This window comes from Methanosphaera sp. ISO3-F5 (genome assembly GCF_034480035.2).
In the GTDB taxonomy this organism is placed as follows: Archaea; Methanobacteriota; Methanobacteria; order Methanobacteriales; family Methanobacteriaceae; genus Methanosphaera.
In genome coordinates, this window is sequence record NZ_CP118753.2 from 940061 (window position 1) to 961959 (window position 21899).

Sequence of the window (21899 nt, forward strand, 5' to 3'; positions counted from 1 at the left end):
AGAGCTTCTTTTTTATAAAATATTTTTCTAATTTGAATAATGGTTATTTGATAACTTATTTTAACATATTTTGGTTATTTTGGGATTATTTTAATTATTATCCTTTTTTTATTGTTTATTCATATTTTTTTAAAATTTAATTGGTTATTTTGTGGGTTGTTTTTTCTTATTCTTCCTTTAATTTTACTATAATATATTTCGTTTTATGATATATTTTTAAATGATATGTATCTTATTTTTTGTAGATTTTTATGGGAATGTTTGCCGGATATTTTTTTTTATTTTCTAAGAAATTATAATAAAATTTAATAGTTTTGTAATATAACTATATATAGTTAATTTTGTTGTTTTAATAGGGCATAAAATAAATTATATTAGATTAAACAATTATTAATAAAATAAATAACTATATAAATAATTATTAACTTTCATATTAATACTTTAAACAATATTATTATTGAAAAAACATATGGAAAAAAACATATTCAAACCCCTTTATAACAGTGGCATTAATTAACTAATCATCAATCTAAAGGAGGAAAAAATGGTGATAAATAAGAAATTCTTCTTCATTTCACTAATAATCATACTTATCATGAGCTTAACCGTGATAAGTGCAACAGATGATTCAGGTAATTACACAACAGACCAGACATCACCAACACTCAAAGATATACAATCAGACACCACACCACAAACAACAAAAACCATAAACAAGAACACACAAACCAACACCAAAGAAGCAGCCAACACGAGCGTGACAAGTTACACACAACTATACGAAACACTCACAAGCTCAACAGCTGATGAAGACACAACAGTAAACCTGGGCGGAGATGAAGAAACATATACAATAACCGATACCATAACAGTTAATGAAGCAATAAAAAAACTCGTAATAAATGGTAACGGAAAAACAATAGATGGAAACAACGAAAAACAATTCCTAATAGTAAATCATGCATGTAACCTAGTAATAAACAACCTTACAATCAAAGGATGTAATAATACAAGAGAACCAATTGGACATGTTGGTGGAGGAGCAATCTACACAAACAATACGGATATAACTCTTGAAAATGTTAATTTTATTAACAATTTAGCATATGTAAATCCTAAACCAAATATAGACTATGGTGATGATTATTCATATGCAAGAGGTGGAGCATTATCTGTCAGTAATGGAAAAGCTACCATAATTGGTTCAACATTTGATAACAACAAGGTAGATTTCCGTCCATATACTTTCGTAGCTGATCCTGATGAATATTATACATATCTTGCAGATAGTGAGGCAGGAGCATTATTTGTGGAAAATTCAACTCTAGAAATATCAAACTCCAATTTCATTAACAACGATGCAAATTTCTTTGCTGGTGCAATATTAATACAGAATAGTCAGAGTAAAATTAACAATACTTACTTCTCATCAAACAGAGCATATGCAGGTGGAGCAATCTACTATGATGGGGATGATAAAAGCACACTAGAAATAGCCAATTCAACATTTGAAGATCACGAATACATAAAAGAAGTAACCTACTGGGATTTCACTACTGACTGGGAACAAAAAACTCGTTTAGAAGTGGATGGATACGGGGGAGCTTTACTAATACGATCCAATAATACTGTAATCATAAACAACACTGTATTCACACATAACCTTGTAGACAAAGGTGCAGCAATAATGTACTATGGTAAAGCTGCAAGTAAACTGATCATAGACAAGTCAAAATTCACAGAAAATGGGGTCGATGACACTGAAAGATTCTATACTAATGCAGGTGGAGCAATAAACATAGAAACATTAGGAAATACAACTATTACAAACACAATCTTTGACTCCAACACAGCACAAGGATACGGTGGAGCAATAAGCTACTATGGACTATTCTCAACAAACTTGGAAATTGACAACACAACATTCACATCAAACAAAGCTAATGTTGGTGGAGCAATAGACATGGAAACTATTGGAAAAACCAAAATAACCAACTCAACATTCACCACAAACCAAGCATATTACGACGGAGCAATATCATATACATCAATAGACATTAACGGTGACGAGTTCCTAATTGGAACTGAAACAGTAAGCATCGAGGATATGGGTGAAATAAACTTAATAATAGATAATTCTATCTTCGAATCAAACACTGCTGAAAGTTATGCTGGAGCAATATCCGCATCAAATCCACAGAACATGTCAATTACAAACAGTAAATTCAACTCAAACAATGGTACGTTCGGAGCAGTAGCAATCGTTAACGCTCAAGACAATACGGTTATTGAAAATGTTACTTTTGATTCTAACATTGGAATTTTAAATGGTGGAGCAATCACATTTATCAACAACGCAACTGCAACCATAAAAAACAGCACATTTACAAATAATACTGGTGCAAGTAGTGGTGCAATAGTATACTTTGGATTTAATGAAAGTAATATTAACATAACAGATTCAGAATTCTATTTAAATGGTTATGCTGAAGAGGAACCTAGTAAACATGGTGGAGCAATAGCTATACAAACATATGGTAATGTAACATTAGACAACAACAATTTCACATCAAACATTGCAGATGAGGGTGGAGCAATCTACTATACCAGCAAATTTGATGAAGAATTACAGATTGAATCAAAAGACACTAAACTGGTTATCAATAACAGTAACTTCAATTCACACGTTTATGATTCAAGAATTGGAATGCCAACTTCTGGAGGGGCATTATATATTGAATCTAATAATTCTGTGATTATAGAAAACAGTAACTTTACAGAAAATCAGGCAGTGCAGGGTGGAGCAATAAATTATAACGGTTACAGTGAAAGCGATTTGACAATCTGTTCATCAAAATTTGATTCAAACGGAATATTTTCAACTCATGAATCAACAATTGGTGGGGCAATATCGATAGAAAGTGAGGGTAATATAACAATTAATGATTCCAAGTTCACAGGAAATCATGGACAAGAAGCTGCTATAATATATTATATTAATGCAAATGAAAACACATCATTTATAGTAGATAAGAGCATTTTTAATTCAAATGGAGATACATATGGTTATAATAGTTACCATACTTATCAAGGAATATACACGAAAAATGTAAAAAACATAAGTATTACAAATTCAGAATTCAAAAACAATCTAATGAATTACGGTTTAATTTATTCCGATAATGAATTAGAAAACAGTTCCATATTGATTAAGAATGTAACAATAGAATCTACGGGTAAAACAGCTCATCATACTGAATCAGCGATAACTCTGTATAATTATGAAAATGTTAATATAATAAATACTACATTCTATGATAATATTGCTTGTGAAGGTGTATTGTATATACGTTATTCTAATAATACTCTTATCGAAAATTCTACCTTTGATACCAATGGACAAATTCGTAATGCCAACGATGTTAGTGGTCATATCTTATACATAGAGGATTCAACTAATTTAACAGTATCCAATTCCAAATTCTTTAATAACAGAATAAATAGTGAAGGAGTTATTAGTTTTCATTCACAATTAAATGATACTTATGTGAATATTACTGATTCAGTATTTGATTCTAATAAGGGTACAACAGGAGGAATACTAAACTTACGTACTTATAGTGGTAATGTGTATCTTATCAACTCTAACATCACAAACAATGTAGTAAATAATGAAAGTTATACAAGTGAATATTATGGCCTGATAATATACAATACAGCAGATAGGTATTATGATAGTGATAATTATGAATATATCTACTATAATGGAAGTAACATATACATTAACAACAGTAACTTCATAGGAAACGGTCTTCCAAAAGAATATTCAAATATACAACATGCATCTAGTTTAATATATCATGATGCTAACTCAAATTTAACTATTGATAATTCTAATTTCACTGCAAATCGTGGAGGAGATTATGAAGCAGGATTAATATATTATTCTGATACAAATCCAGACATACTACTACTCATCAACAACACGTCATTCAAAGATAATATAATATTACATACAGGTGAAGACATCAGTATCAGGAATATGATAATATATGCACTAGGAAATGTTAGAATTGATAACAGTCTTTTCAGCAACAACCGATTTGATGATTCAAGAATTGTTAAAGAAAATATGGAAAAGAAAATTACTGTAATTGATGGAGAATGTAATGTAACCAACACAATATTTGTAGATAATTACCATTCCAACTTTATTATCCAGGATAACAAAATCGTTCTAGACACTATCAATTATGTATCGACAGGACTATTGGATGATGGTTACATTCCAGACTTTGGAGATGTAGTAATATATGTAGATGAGAGTGATGAAGGAAAACATTACAAGTTAGTATCAGAAACAGATGCAGAAACAGGAATAAGAAAAACATATGTACAAGACTTCAAGGTAGATGATGAAAATTATGTGATAAAAATGGTGGTAAACCAGACCAGCGAATCACAATACTATGAAGATCAAACTTTCCACAACAACACATACTACTTCATATTACCACACGATTATAAACTAACAGTAAACGCAACAAGCCCAATATACGTGGGAGATAACACAACAATCACAGGAAAAGCATACTACACCAAATCAGATGGAACAATAGTAGCATTCACAGAAAAACCAGTAGACCTATACATTAACGGAACATACATAGCAACAACAAACACAGACAGTAATGGAGGATACGAATTCAATTACACCGGAAACATTATAGGAACACATAATATTACAATAGGATTCAACAAGACAATATACCTGCCAAAAACTACAAACACAACCACATTCACAGTACTAATCAGGGAAAGCATCCTAAACATTGATGTAAACAATACAAAAATAGGAGACAAAACAAACATCACAATCACACTCAAAGACAAGACAGGTAAACCAATAAGCAACGCACCAATACAATACCTCGTAGATGATAAGCTGGCAAACGGCACAACAGATGAAAACGGTACACTCAAAATTACATCTGAAATAGAATACACAGGACATAACTATGTAGTAGCATCATATGCTGGAAACTACAGCTACACAGATGCAATAAACTCAACAATATTCACGGTAGACAAACTCAACACCACTGCAACAATAACCGCAACAAACACAACACTCGGCAAAGAAACAACAATAACCGGAAAAATAGTGGATGAAAACAATAAAGGAATAAAAGTACCAGTAATCATATACATAGACGAGGAAACTATAAACACAGAAACTGATGAAACAGGTTCATTCACATTCACATACCCAGCAACATTAGCAGGTGAAAACCATGTTGCAATATTCTATGAAGGAAACGACACCTACGCAGACAGTACCAACAAAACCAGCTTCCACGTGGAAAAACATAACACCACAATAACAGTAACAGCACAAAACACTAAACTCGGCGAAAAAACAACTATCCGAGGAAAACTAGTGGACGAAAATGGTAACAAAGTACCAAATGCACCAGTAATACTTATCATAGAAGATGAAGAAGTAGACCTCACAACCAATGCTAATGGTGAATTCACATACAACTACACAACCAAGTATGAAAATGAAAACTTCGTAGAAGTATTCTATGAAGGAAACGACACACACAAGGACAGCTTCAACCATGCAAAATTCAACGTAACCAAAAAAGCAGAAGCACAAATTGATATTGATATCTTAAATGATACAGTAGGAAACGTTGAAATAGAAGTAACAGTAACTGATGAAAAAGCAAAAGCATTACCAGACCAGACAGTGGAAGTAACACTACCAAACGGTACAAAAACAAACATGACCACTGACAAGGATGGTAAAATACGGGTAAAAGACACTACCTCACCAGAAGGAAACACTAACATAACAGTAAAAGTACCAGACAGTGCAGATGTAACTGGAACAAACAAAACCAAACAGTTCACAATAGAACCAGACTACCAGAAAATCATAGAAGACATGAAAGATAAAATACAAGAACTAGAAGACACACTGGACAAACTAAACAAAACTAGTATTATAACAGCAATCCCAGAGGAAAGCACTGTGGATGATGCAGAAGTCACAGTAACCCTAAATAATAAGATGGGAACACCAATCACTAATGCACCAATAACAGTCAAAAACAGTAAAGGCGAAATTATTGGTAACGCAAGCACAGATAACAAAGGTATTGCAGTAATACCAGTAGATACCAAAGCAGGAACAGAGAACATCACAGTAACATACTCTGGAAACAGTAAGTACACACCAGCAGAAACTACTGTAACAATGAAAACAGTTAAAAACAATGTAACAGTAACAGTAGACCCAGTAGAAGGAATAATAGGCGAGAAAATCACATTAACAGCACATGTCACTGACATTAAGGGTAATCCTGTAAATGGTGGAAACCTTGTATTCAAACTAAACGGTAAAACACTAAGAACAGATGGTAGATTTGACAGTAACGCAAGTGCATGGAAGTTCCAAGTTAAAAATGGAATAGTAACAATAAAAATCAATGCTGACCTTTACCTACGTAACACTAAAAACCTAACAGCATCTTACAGTGGAAGCTACAAGTACAATGAAGCAAAAAGCAGCACAGTAACTGCCCAGATCAAGAAACGAAACGCTAAAATAACAGTAACAATAAGTCCTAAAACACAGAAACAGTACAATACAATAAAATTCACAGCAAAACTAGCAGACACAACACCAAACACCAAAAACACTACAGCAATGAGTACTGGTACCAAGGTAATATTCAAAGTAAACGGTAAAACAATAAAAGACAACAAAGGCAAAAACGTACAGGTAAAAGTGGTTAACAACACAGCAACATACAAGTACAAGGTACCGGCTGGTATGGGTGGAGTAAGCAAGGATGGCAAGGTACGTGACTACAATGTAGAAGCAGTACTGGTAAGTGACACTTACTACCCGGACACAAGAGACATTGCAACATTCAATGTCGAAAGAAGCCCAGTAACGATAAACATAGCAAAGGTAAGCCTTAACAGCAAAAACGTGCTTAATGTACAGGCAACAATCAAGGACTACAAGGCTAAAAACGTGATAGGCACTAACCAGGTGAACATTAAAATCAATGGTAAAACCTATGTTAACCCTAATACTGGTAAGACACAAAACTTCCAGGTTACTGATGGTAAGATAAGTCTTAAGAATATTCAGTTAAAAGATGATATTACAGTTAAGAAGGTTATGATTGTTACTGGTGCACGTCAGGCTTACCTTGGAGCTCGTAACGAAACAAGCAACATAATAAAAGCTTAACATGTATATTACAGGGTATATTCCCCTCCCAAAATAACCCCCCTTATCATTTTTCCTTATTTTTCTAGTAGTTCTGCTATTTTTTCTAGATTATCCACTATATCTATTTTCTGTGGACAAACTTTTTCACATTCATAACAGGATATGCAGGCAGATGCTCTCGCATATTTTCGTGCATAATTATCATAATAAATAGTGTGTAACAATTGATTAGCATTGCATTGCATCTTATTATTATAAACCGAGAAATATTTTGGAATAGGTATTTCCTGTGGGCATCTAACAGTACAGTAATCACAGTACGTGCATGGTATACTATTAGTTCTAAGCAGGATCTTCTTCACTTGTTCAATCATTTCTTTTTGATTGTTATCTAATTTTCTGAATTCATGTACTGTTTTTATATTGTCTTTAACGTGTTCTAGGCATGACATGCCGGAAAGAACAGTGTCTATGCCATCATGATCTAATGCGAATCTTAGTGCTCAGGAGGCATTTGTATCATCAGAGTATTCCCGGAATATTTTCTCAGCATCCCTGGGTAAGTGTACAAGGTTTCCTCCCTTCACGGGTTCCATTACCTTCATGGGTAGACCATACTTTCGTGCTACCTTATAACATTTACCTGATTGTATTGATGGACTATTCCAGTCAAGATAGTTTACCTGTAATTGAATGAAATCTAATTCAGAATGTTCGCTTATTATCCGTTCTAATACTTCGGGTGTGTCATGAAAAGAGATGCCTAATTTTCCTATTTTTCCTTCATCTCTGTACTTTTGAAGCTTTTCAAACACCCCGTATTCCCTGCATATGCCATCGTAGAGTTTTCCTGATGGGTTGTGTACGAGGTAGTAGTCAAAGTAGTTTACACCACACCTTTTTAGTTGTGTTCTGAATATTTCATCTGCACTGTGTGTCATATTGTATACTGGCATTTTATCAGCTATTTTCACTTCTTCCCTGGGATATCTTTCTATCACGGATTTTTTTTATTGTTTCTTCGCTCTGTCCGTTATGATAAAAGTATCCTGTATCAAAGTAGTTGCCGCCATGTTCTATGAAGTAGTCCACCATTCTATTAACTTCTTCATGGTTTATACTACCATTTATTGTTGGCAGCCTCATGAATCCAAAGCCTAATCGTTGAGTAAACCTGTTCTGCATCACATACCCCCCCCCATATTTCATTAGTTTAAATATTATGTTATGTATGTCATCACTATTTAATATTTGGCTTTTTCTTTCCTATTTTTTTCACCCATTTATTATGGATTAATTCTAAATATTATAAAATACAGATATAAGTATTAGTATTTTATGATTATTAGTTTTTTGGGATTATTATGATTAATAAAGAAGATCTGGAAAATGTTAATCGGGAAACAATGTCCGAGTTAAAAAGTGTTATTCTCTTAATTTTAACATTAATTGACTTAATATTCATTTTTCTTTCAACTATTTATTCATTTAGTTTTAAGGTAGATAATATTTTTGCTGATTATGATTTTCTTGTTTGTTTATTGTTATTTATTGATTTATCCTATGATTTCTATACTAGTAATAAGAGTTTCAAGGAATATTTTATTAAGGATAAGCAAATTATCTCCTTATTGTCTTTGCTGCCATTTGATATTCTGTTCAGGTATTTCAGTGTCTTCCGTTTGTTCAGGTTCCTGAGAATTATTAAAATTGTGCGTGTATGGCATGTTTTAAAGGATCTTGATTCATTATATTACTTTATTAAGCATCATATGCTGAAGTTACTCCTGATATTGCTCTTAATTTATGTGGCTTTGTCTTCGGTACTGTTAATTGTATTTGACACTGCTATTGATAACCTGCAGGAAGCATTATGGTTTATTGTTGTAACCATATCATCGGTAGGTTATGGTGATATTGTACCTGTTAACCCGATTAGTAAATCATTAGCGGTTTTAACCATTCTTATCGGAACGGTATCGGTTGCAATTTTCACAGCATACCTGTCTGCAATGTATAATCAGAAGCCTGAAATGGAAAGAAAGGATGCTTTTATAGAATATTTTAATAAGCTTGATGAGACTAATAAGGCATTGAATGAAAAGGTTTCTGATTTGGATGATAAGGTTTCTGTTATGGAAGAGGAGAATAAGCTTTTGAAGGATAAGCTTGATGAGATGACTGACAAATTAGATGCCATATCAGATAAGTTATAAAACTATCACCCCCTCACTGTTTTTTTGCTTATTAGGGATTATTTTATCAATTACACCTATTTTACTGATAATAAAGAGTAATATTCAATTAATTTAAAAATCATAATAATATATGAGATATTATAAAAAATGGAGGAGAAATATAGAATGTTAGAGGAGTATTTACCATTTGTAGGACTGCTAATATTTGGTAATATAGAAAACTTAATTCTTGCTTCACAGGGTGAAGTAAAAAATGCAAAAGTGCTCTCATTAAGTATAATGAGTATAATCATAGTAATTGCATGGTATGCAATAGGAGCTATACTAACCAAGGAAGCAATCAGATATTCAAACATCATCGACTTTATAGGTGGATTAGCAATATTCATATTAGGTGTTCAAGCAATCATTGAAGCACATAAATCAAAGAAAAGCAAAAAAAGGTGCAGGTGAATAAATTATGAATCTAATAAAGGATTGTAACGGATTTTGGGGTTTGCTTGTTTTTGGTAACATTGAAAATTTAATTCTTGCTTCACAGGGAGCAATAGCAAGTGTAAACCTGGTAATATTATTAGTTTTAAGTCTTATCTGTGTTGTTTTATGGTTATTGGCCGGAAAATTTGGAACACAAATAGCAATCAAGTATGCAGATGAAATTGAGATTATCGGCGGATTAGCAATAATAATATTAGGACTCCAGTCAATGCTCAGTGCAGTAGGAATATTATAAGAATATTAATATTCCAAATATTTCAAATAAAAAAAAATTTTTTTTTCTTCAAGAATGAATAAGGAGTTTTATGAACAAGTAGTATACTGTTCATAGCATTCATTATTTCAAATAACAACTATTTTTTTCATATAATTAACTAATAATACTTACCCATTTTTTTCTTTAAAAGAATATTATGGATTAATTATAAAATATAAATACCATACTTATTATTAGATTAAATACCAAATATATAACCATAACCATACATAACAGAATAAAATGAAAACATTATGGGGTGTAAAATGACAATGTTATAAGAGAACGAAACACAAATCGACACAAAAGAAAGATTCAACGAAATATATAAAGTAGCAAAAAAAAACATAACCTGGGAAAACTATTCCTAACATCATCCAAACGAACAAAAAACGGAAAATATGATGGAAGAACTAGACTCATCCGCACTAAGACTAACAATGGAAGAACTAGGACCAGCATTCATAAAACTAGGCCAAATACTATGCACACGACCAGACCTAGTAGGCGTCGAAATGGCAGAAGACCTGAAAAAACTAAGAGACAACACTCCAACCACACCATTCACCGAGATGAAAAAAGTAATAGAAACAACACTAGGAAAACCACTAGAAGAAATCTACTCAGAATTCGATGAAACACCACTAGGATCAGCATCCATCGGCCAAGTATACAAAGCAACACTCAAAACAACAGGAGAAAAAGTAGCAGTAAAAGTCCAAAAACCAGGAGTATACGACATAGTAGCCGCTGACGTAAAAATAATGGAAGAAATAGCAATAACATCAGACAAATACATAACAAGCGTAAAAACATACAACCTACCCGCAATAGTAAAAGAATTCGAAAGATCAATATTCAAAGAATTAGACTACATGGAAGAAGTTATGAACATGCAAAAAGTAACACATAACTTCGAAAACGAAGACTACATAAAAATACCAAAAGTATACACAGACTACTGCTCAGACAAAGTAATAACCATGGAACTCATCGACGGAATAGAAGTAACCGAACTCTTCGACAAACAAATCAAAGGAATAGACAACAAAACCATAGCAAACTATGGAGTACGATCCTACTTCAAACAAGTAATACTAGACGGATTCTTCCACGCAGACCCACACCCAGGAAACATGTTCATCACAAAAGACGCAAAAGTATGCTACATAGACTTCGGAATGATGGGAATACTAAGCGACGATTTCCGAAGAGACCTCGCACGACTAATACTACTACTACTCGACGGAAACACAAACAACCTAATCAAACAACTAATACACATGAAAGTAATCACACCAGAACACGACACAGAAGAACTAAGAATGGACATACAAGACCTCCTCGGACGGTACATGGGAGCAGAACTAAACCAGATGAATGGAATACTAGAAAAACTAATGAACACCATGATAAAACACAACGTAATACTCCCAAGAGAATTTGTGATGATAGGAAGAGGACTAGCACTCATAGAAGACACAGGAAGTAAACTAGACCCAGAATTCAACGCAGCCGAGGAAGTGCAGAACCTGGCATACATGATAGTAGCCCAGAGATTTGAGCCCAAAAACATAGCAGCAGGCAGCCTAAACTATGTAATGGATATAGAAAACCTTCTAAAAGACCTGCCAGACAGGATAAACAGCACACTAAACAAGGTAGAAAAAGGAGAAATAGAAGTAAACCTCAACCACACAGGCCTAGACACATTCAAAAACCAAATATCAGTATCATTAATACTATCAGCACTAATAATAGGATCCTCACTAGCAATACTAGCAGACAAAGGACCAAAAATCTATGAAATATCAGCACTAGGATTCATTGGATTCGTAATAAGCGCAGTCCTAGGACTATACGTGGTAATGGGAATAATAAAGAAAACATAAAAAAAAGATATAGGGGGAACAAAAAAAAGATGTTAGGCACCATAAAAAAAATCAGAACAGGACTACTCCTAGCAAACTTCTTGAAAGATGAAATAATAAACCAAACAGTAAAATTCATAACAGACGAACCAAAACTAATGAAAATAATAAAAAACGATTCAAACACATTCATCATAAGAGAAATAGCAACTAAGCAGATAACAGACAATGAACTATTAAAAGAAATAATATTTGACACATCAAAAACATCATACACAAAAAACGTATTTGACCTACGAGAAATCGCAGCAAAACAAGTAACAGACGAAGAAACACTAACAGAAATAGTAGACAAATACTATGACAAAACAATAAAAACAAAATATGGACTAAACGTAGTAAAAAGTGCGATAGAACAAATAAACGATGAAGACAAACTAATGACCATCGTAGAAAGCAACTATGATGAAGAAATAAGAAAACTAGCACTAACAAGAATCAACAACAAATACGAAGAACCAGACCTAAGCGAACTAAGAACATTATGTGATGATGACATAAAAGTAAAACGAATGCATGCAATAGACAAAATAAACGACGAAGAAACACTCATTGACATAGCAATGAACGCAAACTACATGGATGTACGAGAAAAAGCAGTTAACAAAATCAAAACAGACGACACAACAATAAACATACTAAAACACTTAATCACCCAGGAAAAAGAATACAACAAGATAATGAGCGACTACATAACAACAAACCAGGAAAACGAGGAAAACAAACAAGAAATAATCAGAAAAGCAAACAACCTAGGAGTACAATACAAAAAAATAGGAAACACCAAAAAAGAAAAATTCTACAACCAACAAAGCAAACTACTAAAAAACAAATAACCTCCTCTTTTATACATTACCTCCTTTTTTTATTATTGTATTGGCATAAAGAATCATATTTAGCAACGAAACAATATATATGTATTGTTATTCTTCCAAATACTATGTTATTCATATTTATAGTATTCATTTATTTATATAATTGCCATGTAAACATATTATATATAGTATATAAAATTCATGTGATATTAGGTGTAAATATGGAAACTAAATTAATGGGAGTAGGCAATTACACACCAACGCTTAAAATGATAGAGGAAAAAAATCAGATACATTTGTTTCAGTTGTTAGTGTTGTTTTCATGCTTTGTGATTGAAAAAGATGAATTGTGATTTAAGTAATAGAAAAAAGAGCATATGATGAAGAGGATTAGGGTATAATTTTTTAACTTTTCATCCTCTAATTATTGTTTTTATATTATTGGATTTTTTTTGTCTCTATATATTATATCTTTAGTACAGTTGTTACTTTTCCTGTCTTGTACGCACTATTTTCTCCACTTATTATCAGTAACTCGTAGAGTCCTGGTCTGAGTGTTGTTGTGAATGACAGGTTTATTTTCCCGTTTTTACTCTTTACATTGTTTAGCAATGTTTTACCCTTTACTTTGAATGCTAGTTTAGTATTGGTTACGAGTAGTTTGCCTGTTTCATCCGTGATTGTTGCCTTAACTGTGGTTTTTTTGTTCTTGGTGGTTACACTGTCTGGTGTGATGAGTACTGCTTTTTTCTCTAGTTTTATGCTGCCATTGGTTTCGGTTCGTTGGTAGTATTTTCCTCCGAATACTGCTGTTAGTGTGTATGTTTTTGCACTGTATGTTGCTGGTATGGTATATTCTAGTACTGCTTCTCCGTCTTTTACCTTTGCGTATAGTGTGTTTCCTTTCTTGTCTTTTAGTGTTTTGCCGTTTATTTTGAACACTACTTTGTCATTGTTTACACGGTCACCATTGGCGTCTAGTACTTTTGCTCTTAGTGTTATTGTTTGTCCTGCCTTGGCTGTGATTGTTTTCTTGTCTAGTGTTATCTTGGCTTTTCCTTTGCTGATGTTTAGTATTCCTGTTGCATTGCTTCGGCAGGTCTGGTACTTCTCGGTTCCACTGTATACTGCTTCGATATAAGTGGTGTTTTTTATCCATACGCTTTGTACTTTATAATTTATGCTTGCTATTCCATCTTTTACTTGTGCATAGATGATGTTACTGTTTTCGTCTTTTAGTGTTATTCCATTGATTTTGAAGATTGCTTTTCCACTGTTTACTTTTTCTTTATTTTCATCTTGTATGTTGGCTGTTAATTTGGTTATGCTTCCTATGCTGGATTTTATTGGATTTATTGTAATTGTCGTGTTTAATGGTGGTTGTGTTAGTTCTTTTATAATGTCATTTAATTTTTCTATTGTTTGATTTTGTTGCTCGATTATGTTCTGGTAGTCTGGTAATATGTTTATTTTTTGTGTTAGTGTGGTGTTTGTGTAGTCATCATTTTCTGTTTTATGGGCTGTGATAGTTGTTAATCCTTTTTGTGCCGGTATTCCTGTTAGGCTTATTTTTCCTTCATTGTCCGTGGTTTTTGTTATGCTACTTCCATTTGGTAGTGTGATATTGATTTGTTCTTGTTTTATTGGTTTGCTGTTTTCGTCTGTGACTGTTATTGTTGCTGTTAAGTTGTTTTCTATTGGATTTATTATGTCGATTTTTATATTGGTTTGATGTTTTACTTTAATTGTGACTTGGTAGTTGGATTGCATGTGTGTCTGATTTCCTGTGTATGCTGCTATAATGTTATGTTCACCATATGCATAGTAAGGTCTTATTATTGTTTCATTGTTATTTATATGTCCAATTATTGTCTGACCAGTTTCATCAGTAATTGTTATTGTTCCATTGCTTATATAATTATTTTCTTCATCTTGGACTGTTACTTTTACTATTGTGTTGGCAGCTGTGTTGTTTATGATTGTTATCTTGGTTTGTGTCTTAATTAATTTTTCATAATTTAATATGTATATGTTATCAGAGTAAGTGTCATTGCTTCCTTTAACTATGAGTTTTATTCTATGATTTCCAGCTGGTGCTGTGAAGTCCTCTATTTTTCTATCAGTTAAATTAAGGATTTCTCCTTCTCTATCATCAATGTATATTTGTACTGGTGATGTTTTTGGTATAACTGTTGGATTCTCATTTAATATTACATTACGTGTTTCGTTTAATATGAATTCAGCCGGTGTTGAATTTATGAACGTGTTACCTGTTAGGTTCATACTAGAATTGAATGTGTTGAGTATTGCTCCTCCAATGGAGGCAGTGTTATTGATTATAGTGTTACTTGTTATGCTCATACTAGAATTGTATGTGTTGTATATTGCTCCTGCATATACTGTTGCAGTGTTGTTGTTTATTATGTTACTTGTTATGGTCATACTAGCAATGTACTCATTGTGTATTGCTCCAGCGTATATTGTTGCAGTGTTGTTGTTTATTGTGTTGCCTGTTATGATTATATTAGATTGGTAGTTGCATATTGCTCCTCCACGATCACTTGCGACATTATTGTTTAGTGTGTTGTCTGTTATAGTCATATCAGAATGGTTGAAGTTGATTACTGCTCCCCCATTTTTTCCTGCGTTGTTTTGTATAGTGTTTCTTGTTAGGATCATATTAGATTCGAGGTTGCATATTGCGCCTCCACTGCTTGTTGCGTTGTTGTAGTTTATTGTGTTTCCTATTAGAATCATATTAGCATTATGGATGTTATATATAGCTCCTGCTCTGGTTGCAGTGTTGTTGTTTATTGTGTTGCCTGTTATGTTCATAGTAGAACCATTACTGTTAAAAATTGCTCCTCCACCAACAAATGTGTCTGTTCCATTCGCATGATTGTTGTGTATTGTGTTTCCTGTTAGGGTCATACTAGCATGATTTGTGTTGAATAATGCTCCCCCACTTTGTTTTACATTATTATTGTTTAATATACTATCTTGTATGGTTAGTGTCCCCTGGTTAGATATTGCGCCCCCATTCGTTGCTGTACAATTTGTGATTGTAATATTTTTTATTGTTGCTGTGGTTTCACTTGGAATATTTAGGAATTGATATTGTCCATTCCCGTTTATTGTGTGATTGTTTCCATCTATAGTCAAGGTTTTTATTCCATTATTAACAGTTGTACTGGCAGTAAGTGTTATGTTAGATGTGATGCTAATTGTTAAGGCATCATATGTGCTGTTTGTCAGATAACTATTTAATGTATCATAATCATCTATGTCTACTGTTACTGGTGCTGTTTTCGTGTTTGTTGTCCTGTTTTTCTTTATTTTTTCTTTTATCGTTTTTAAATTATTTTCTTTTCCTGTTTGTATTTCTTTTACTTCAGTACCTGTTGCTACTTTTTCTACTTGTGTTGTTGTTTTTTCTAGCACGTCATCATCTGTTGTTGTATTATCACTAGCATTCACAACACTTATACTTAGAAGCAATAGCATGCTTAGTACTAAGAAGTATTTGAATTTTTTCATCATAGTTATCCAGTCATTTATTTTTAATATTTTACATCATTATTAGCAAAGTTCATAATTTTTGATTTAATACTATAATCTTTTATTTAGTTTAATGAACTCATTACTTTGTATTATATATAAACATTTTATTTTATTTATATCTACTGTCATAAATAGTCATTTGAAACGTTTTAATCTGGTTTGAAGTTTAGTCTTTTAATGGATGTTGATTATTATTAACTTATTATTTTTTTCTTATGATAAAAGAGAGAATATATCCTTTGTACCCGAAAAACCTTAATACAAATCATTACAATGACTATTCAAACCCTGTTTGAAATTTATTTATTATTAGTATGAAAAAATATTAACATTCCCCTTATAATTATTGGATATGAAATTCACTAAGAGAATGGATTAAAAAATAGTATAGAGAGGAACTGTTTTTTTCTTATTTTAGATTTTAATTATGTGAGTCTAGATTTATAGTTCTTCAAAAAAGTATTCGTATCCTTTGTTTTTGTAGTATATCATTGATTTATGATATCATTATAAATTTACAATAATTTTGGTGAAAAAATCAAAAAAAAGAGGGGAAGATGGACTGAATAAAAAATTTTTATCCAATAATAATATTTTCCGTGTAAGTGTTTGTCTGATTTTCATTATCTGTGAAAACTACTTTAATTTCATGAACTCCTAAGTATTTATCCAATAATTCAAGAATTAGCATTGCACTATCTTCTGATGTAGTTCCATTGAATACAAGTACTCCATCAATATACACTAGTAAATGACCGTTTGTAAAGTTTAAGTTAAATATTTTATTCAATGCATTTAATGTTAATTTATTTCCTGTAAATACTACTGTGTTATCACTTGCAAGTTTAATTGTATAAATGTTTTGTCCTATTTTATTGTTTTCTATGCTTTTATGTAATCTTACATTTTCTGATGTCTTATGTGATCTTTGAGGTGTTGTTTTATTTGATGAATTATCTGATTTTGAATCATCAGGTTCTATAGTACAATTATAGGTAAATGCATCACAATTAAATGTATCATTTGTATTATTTATTAAAACACAATTATATAATGATGGTTCTGTATTATTGGCATATATAGCACCACCGCTTTCAGCATTATTTGTTAAAAAACGGGTATTATTCACCAATAAAGTATCATTAGTAAAGATAGCACCACCAAATTTTGCATGGTTATCAATAAAGGAAGCTTTTTCTATTGTTGCGTTATGGACATATAATCCTCCACCGTATACTGCGGAATTGTTTATGAATTTGCCGTTGAATTTTACGTTTACCATGTTGTTTAAGAAGTTTATTCCTCCTCCATATTCGGCTTTGTTGTTGATGAAGTTGGAATTAAATACTATGTTGTATGGTGTTTCTCTGTAGTTTACTGCTCCACCATAGTTATTTGCGGTATTGTTTATGAAGTCGCATTCGAATGAGTTATTGGTTGATGTGTCTCTGAATATGAGTGCTCCACCGTTACCGTTTGGTGCTGTGTTGTTTATGAATTTTCCTTTGATTTTGTTGTTGTTTGCTAGGTCGAAGAAGATTATTGCTCCTCCGTGTGCTTTTGCTGTATTGTATCTTAAGTCGCTGTTGAATGTGTTGTTGTGTGTTTGGTTGAAGAAGAATATTCCTCCACCGTTTACTCCTTCATTGTATTTAAAAATACTTTCGAATATGTTGTTTGTTGTGAGGTCGTGGAATAGTAATGCTCCTCCGCTTACTTCTTGTGCTTTGTTTTGGATGAATTCTGATTTGAATGTGTTGTTTTTTACGCGATTTCTGAAGTACATGGCTCCTCCGTCACGTTCTGCAATGTTTTCTTTAAAGGTTCCGAGAATACGTGTATTTTCTACTGGGCCTTCAAAGTATATTGCACCGCCCCGTATAGCAGAGTTATTTACGAAGACTGAGTCAATTAAACTATCAACAGTGGATGATTCGATGGTCGGATAAGTCAGAAAGATTACTCTTTCCTTCTCTCCTAAGAACCGTACGTGTCCCTTTCAAGACATACGGCTCAAGCATAATTTTTATCTCGAATATCAACTTTAGAATATTTCATTCCTTTATATTACTTTTCTTATTTTAATGTCTTTTAGAGTATAGACATTCGAATGGACTCATTTTCCATCTGTTATAGATGTAATCTGAGTATTCTTTATTATATGGGCTACAATCATGTTTGATTTGTTTACCATATCTTATGTGTATGTTTTTCATCTTGATAATTTGTAATTTCGGGTCTTCGGGGTCAGTAAGTATATAACTATACCCGTAGTGTGGGTCTATGTCCTTCTGAAGGTACTTATTTCTAATCCAAGACCATGACTTCATCGGATGTTGTCTAACTAAATATTGTTTAGTTAAATTCCAAACGTATTCGTCAATTTGACCAAATGTCTTTTTGGCTACTGATTGTCTCCAATAGTAGGCTGTTCCCAAGATAATTTGATTGACTTTTTCGATGAGTTTTGAAATACTTTTACCTCGATTATTTACAAACACATCTCGTATTTTAGCTTTACACTCGGATATACTTTTCTTTGATGGTTTAATAAGAACTTTTTCATGGTTTTGTGTGTGATAGTTTCTTATATTGAATCCGAGAAAATCGAATCCATCATCAATGTGTGTTATCCGTGTTTTATCCTCTGCAAGAGTTAAACCCCTTTCTGACAAGTAAGGTTCTAGTAAACCATAAATATTTTCTGCATCTTCCTTTGTTTTACAAATTACTACAAAATCATCTGCATATCTAATCATAATATACTTGGATGTGTTATGATAATTTATGTTTCCTATCTTGTCAGTATGTTGTTTATATTCTATATTTAGGGCATCTTCCATACCATGTAGGGCTACATTTGCCAATACTGGGGAAATAATTCCTCCTTGTGGTGTTCCCGTACTGGTTATGTTGATACAGCCGTTATATAGATATCCTGCTTCTAACCATGATTTGATAACTTCTTTAGCAGGGAAATTTCCCAGCTGTTTTATTATAAAGTCGTGGTTGAGTGTGTCAAAGCATGATTTAAAGTCACCTTCAAAGATCCATTTTCTAATATGACCCTTAGTTGATGTGTGTATTTTAGCTATTGCATGTTCAACACCTCTTAAGGGTCTGAATCCATATGAACATGGTTCAAACCAAGCTTCAACACGAGGTTCTAAAGCTAATTTAACAACCATCTGATAAATCCTATCAATAATTGTAGGAATACCTAATGGTCGCTTCTTACCATTTTTCTTATCAATATAAACTCTCCTAACCGGAGAAGCCTTGTGTAAGAAAACGCTACGCTCTTTAAGTTTGTAATACAAAGCCATACGCTCAGCATCTGATAGTATAATCATACCATCTATGCCAGGAGTACGCTTACCACCATTAATTTGTGTAACCCTCCTGATACTATACAAGAGAGTTGAATCCTTGTTTAAAAGAATTCGTTGCAAATTTCTGGCTTTATTATATTCTTTGTTGATTTCGGCACTAAATATCCGTTGTTGCAAATCAAATATGCTTCTTTCAATTTTATGCCATGGGATTTCTTTCCATTCACATTCTAATTTAGAAGCATATAAACTCACGGACTGGCTAATATCATTGATATTATCAGTTTTACTCATATAGTTTATCTTCAATTTGATTCACTTTCCGTTTTATCTGTGTTTTACACCTGTTAAAGTCAGCATATCCTCAGCAATTATTATTTCCTATTTCTTGCTTGTCTTAACGACATTTGAGGCTTTAGCTTCCTTAACATCCTTTACCCAGTAAGGCTTATTAGCATCCGCTCACGCAGTAGCCTACCAGTACTATCTTATACACATGACTAGTTATAGACTGGACACAAACTGGGCTTACCAAGTTTATCTTCTGTCAGACTGCGACCAACTTAGACTCTCCCACTACGCCGGTAAACATATGGGTTATGAACAAGTACACATCATATAACTGTGTACGACCTGTTTACAAGACGAGAGATTAACTTTCAGCATTCTATCCTCTCGCTGAGGTTGACGACGCTTATAAGAGTTCATTTATCATTAGTCATATTGGTCTTTCTCTAGCCCTCACACCCTTGAATGCTAGCGTGTGATTAGACATTAACTCTCATGCAACCCACATCCTTCGTTACCAAAAGATGCAGTTTCGAGTGAGAATAGCCCACATAACTGGGCTAACAGCATCCGAGAAACCTTAGATTCCTAAGATGCCATACTGACTAATAAAGGAAAGAAGATAATTGCTTGTCGCACTATATTGCACCTCCACTGGTAGCATTATTGTTTTTGAAACTACAATCAATTATGTCTAAATCAGTACTATTGGAATAAACTGCACCACCAAAATTTGCTACGTGATTATCCATAAAAGTACAATTAACTAATTTAACATTATTTCCAGTTATATAAAGTACTCCACCATTTTCAGAAGCACCATTAACAAAAACTATGTTCTTGAACGTAATATTATTTCCAGTGACATTAAACATCCGGGCATGAGAACTTCCATCGATAATATGATCATTTCCATCAATTATCAAATTGTTCCCATTTATCTTTATTCCATTCACATAATCCATGTCCTGAGCAGAACTAAAAGTAAAACTCTGATTCAAGAGAGCATAATCATCTGAACAAGAAATAAGATAATCTAAATTATTAAATGTGGAACCAAAATCAATTTCACCATTAAAACCACTAGTTAATGCCAATTCTTCAGATAATCCCTTATCCGTATACTGGGCGGATGCTTCATCTGAAACATCCAAATTATTCATTTCACTGTTTGTTGAAGGGGTTTCCCCTTCAGCCATGTTGAACGAATTATCATCTGTAACCGATTCAACATTTTCTAATCCATTATTTGTGTCATCCGAAGTATTTCCAACAGCACTAACAGCTCCAATTGTCAATACTGTCAATAAAATACTCAGAAATATTACTCTTTTAATATTCATAAAATCACTTTTACATGATATATAATATTATGAACATTTAAATTATAAATTTTTTTTTTCACAAACACACACCATCCTCAAAAAAATTAAACAATCTAGATATAAAACATCTCACATATAAACAGTATATATTTTTATTTAAAAAATCTAAAACAACAGCACGAAGAGATAAAAATAATTTATTAAACCAAGGTTTAATTTATAAAGAAGAAAAAAGAAAAAAATTATGTATTACATATAATTTAGAAAAAAAATGCCATTCTGGTTCATTTGATGTTTTGACACACTATAAATTATTGTTTTTGGGTTGTTGTAAATATGGTTTTGTAGTTGTAAGTTTTATTATTTATTTTGATATGTTTTTGATATTTGAGGTGTGCCATTTTATGGTAGTACCAAGAATAATTTTTAAGGAAGTTCTT

At 32.5% G+C, this 21899-nt stretch carries 13 protein-coding genes; 6 read left to right on the forward strand and 7 right to left on the reverse strand.

Going from position 1 to position 21899, the window contains the following annotated elements:
* Positions 1 to 544: 544 nt before the first annotated feature.
* Complete coding sequence (locus PXD04_RS15975) at positions 545 to 7273, forward strand: right-handed parallel beta-helix repeat-containing protein (RefSeq protein WP_323735815.1); 6729 nt, start codon at positions 545 to 547, stop codon at positions 7271 to 7273.
* A gap of 56 nt (positions 7274 to 7329) precedes the next feature.
* On the opposite strand, the gene PXD04_RS15980 is transcribed toward PXD04_RS15975, so the two are convergent.
* From PXD04_RS15980 to PXD04_RS15990, 3 genes are read right to left on the reverse strand one after another with little or no spacing between them, the layout of a single operon-like run.
* Entirely contained in the window at positions 7330 to 7707 is a 378-nt protein-coding gene (locus PXD04_RS15980; protein ID WP_323735816.1) for a 4Fe-4S dicluster domain-containing protein, read from the reverse strand.
* A 51-nt stretch (positions 7708 to 7758) separates the two neighbouring features.
* On the reverse strand, positions 7759 to 8229 hold the full coding sequence (locus tag PXD04_RS15985; protein WP_323735817.1) for an aldo/keto reductase: 471 nt from the start codon (positions 8227 to 8229) through the stop codon (positions 7759 to 7761).
* The gene (locus PXD04_RS15990) at positions 8216 to 8401 is read right to left on the reverse strand and encodes an aldo/keto reductase (protein WP_336470725.1); all 186 of its coding nucleotides are present in this window, start codon (positions 8399 to 8401) and stop codon (positions 8216 to 8218) included. The genes PXD04_RS15985 and PXD04_RS15990 overlap by 14 nt, the downstream gene beginning before the upstream one ends.
* Positions 8402 to 8619: 218 nt before the next feature.
* Here PXD04_RS15990 and PXD04_RS15995 point away from each other — a divergent pair, with 218 nt between their 5' ends.
* The 5 genes from PXD04_RS15995 to PXD04_RS16015 all read left to right on the forward strand — a co-directional run bounded on the left by PXD04_RS15995 (position 8620) and on the right by PXD04_RS16015 (position 12974).
* Complete coding sequence (locus tag PXD04_RS15995) at positions 8620 to 9471, forward strand: ion channel (RefSeq protein ID WP_323735819.1); 852 nt, start codon at positions 8620 to 8622, stop codon at positions 9469 to 9471.
* 147 nt (positions 9472 to 9618) lie between these two features.
* A complete protein-coding gene (locus PXD04_RS16000; protein WP_323735820.1) occupies positions 9619 to 9906 on the forward strand; it encodes a hypothetical protein in 288 nt (95 codons plus the stop codon).
* Between the two features lie 7 nt (positions 9907 to 9913).
* A complete protein-coding gene (locus tag PXD04_RS16005; protein ID WP_323735821.1) occupies positions 9914 to 10186 on the forward strand; it encodes a hypothetical protein in 273 nt (90 codons plus the stop codon).
* A gap of 425 nt (positions 10187 to 10611) precedes the next feature.
* Positions 10612 to 12099 carry an AarF/ABC1/UbiB kinase family protein gene (locus PXD04_RS16010; RefSeq protein WP_323735822.1) on the forward strand — a complete coding sequence of 496 codons (1488 nt, stop codon included), beginning with the start codon at positions 10612 to 10614 and terminating at the stop codon, positions 12097 to 12099.
* 29 nt (positions 12100 to 12128) lie between these two features.
* Entirely contained in the window at positions 12129 to 12974 is an 846-nt protein-coding gene (locus PXD04_RS16015; RefSeq protein ID WP_323735823.1) for a hypothetical protein, read from the forward strand.
* A 444-nt stretch (positions 12975 to 13418) separates the two neighbouring features.
* Here PXD04_RS16015 and PXD04_RS16020 read toward each other — a convergent pair whose 3' ends face one another.
* The 4 genes from PXD04_RS16020 to PXD04_RS16035 all read right to left on the reverse strand — a co-directional run bounded on the left by PXD04_RS16020 (position 13419) and on the right by PXD04_RS16035 (position 21441).
* The gene (locus tag PXD04_RS16020) at positions 13419 to 16493 is read right to left on the reverse strand and encodes a hypothetical protein (protein ID WP_323735824.1); all 3075 of its coding nucleotides are present in this window, start codon (positions 16491 to 16493) and stop codon (positions 13419 to 13421) included.
* A gap of 598 nt (positions 16494 to 17091) precedes the next feature.
* Complete coding sequence (locus PXD04_RS16025) at positions 17092 to 18300, reverse strand: hypothetical protein (RefSeq protein WP_323735825.1); 1209 nt, start codon at positions 18298 to 18300, stop codon at positions 17092 to 17094.
* Between the two features lie 295 nt (positions 18301 to 18595).
* Complete coding sequence (gene ltrA / locus PXD04_RS16030) at positions 18596 to 20140, reverse strand: group II intron reverse transcriptase/maturase (protein ID WP_323735826.1); 1545 nt, start codon at positions 20138 to 20140, stop codon at positions 18596 to 18598.
* A gap of 632 nt (positions 20141 to 20772) precedes the next feature.
* The gene (locus PXD04_RS16035) at positions 20773 to 21441 is read right to left on the reverse strand and encodes a hypothetical protein (protein ID WP_323735827.1); all 669 of its coding nucleotides are present in this window, start codon (positions 21439 to 21441) and stop codon (positions 20773 to 20775) included.
* Between the last annotated feature and the right edge of the window lie 458 nt (positions 21442 to 21899).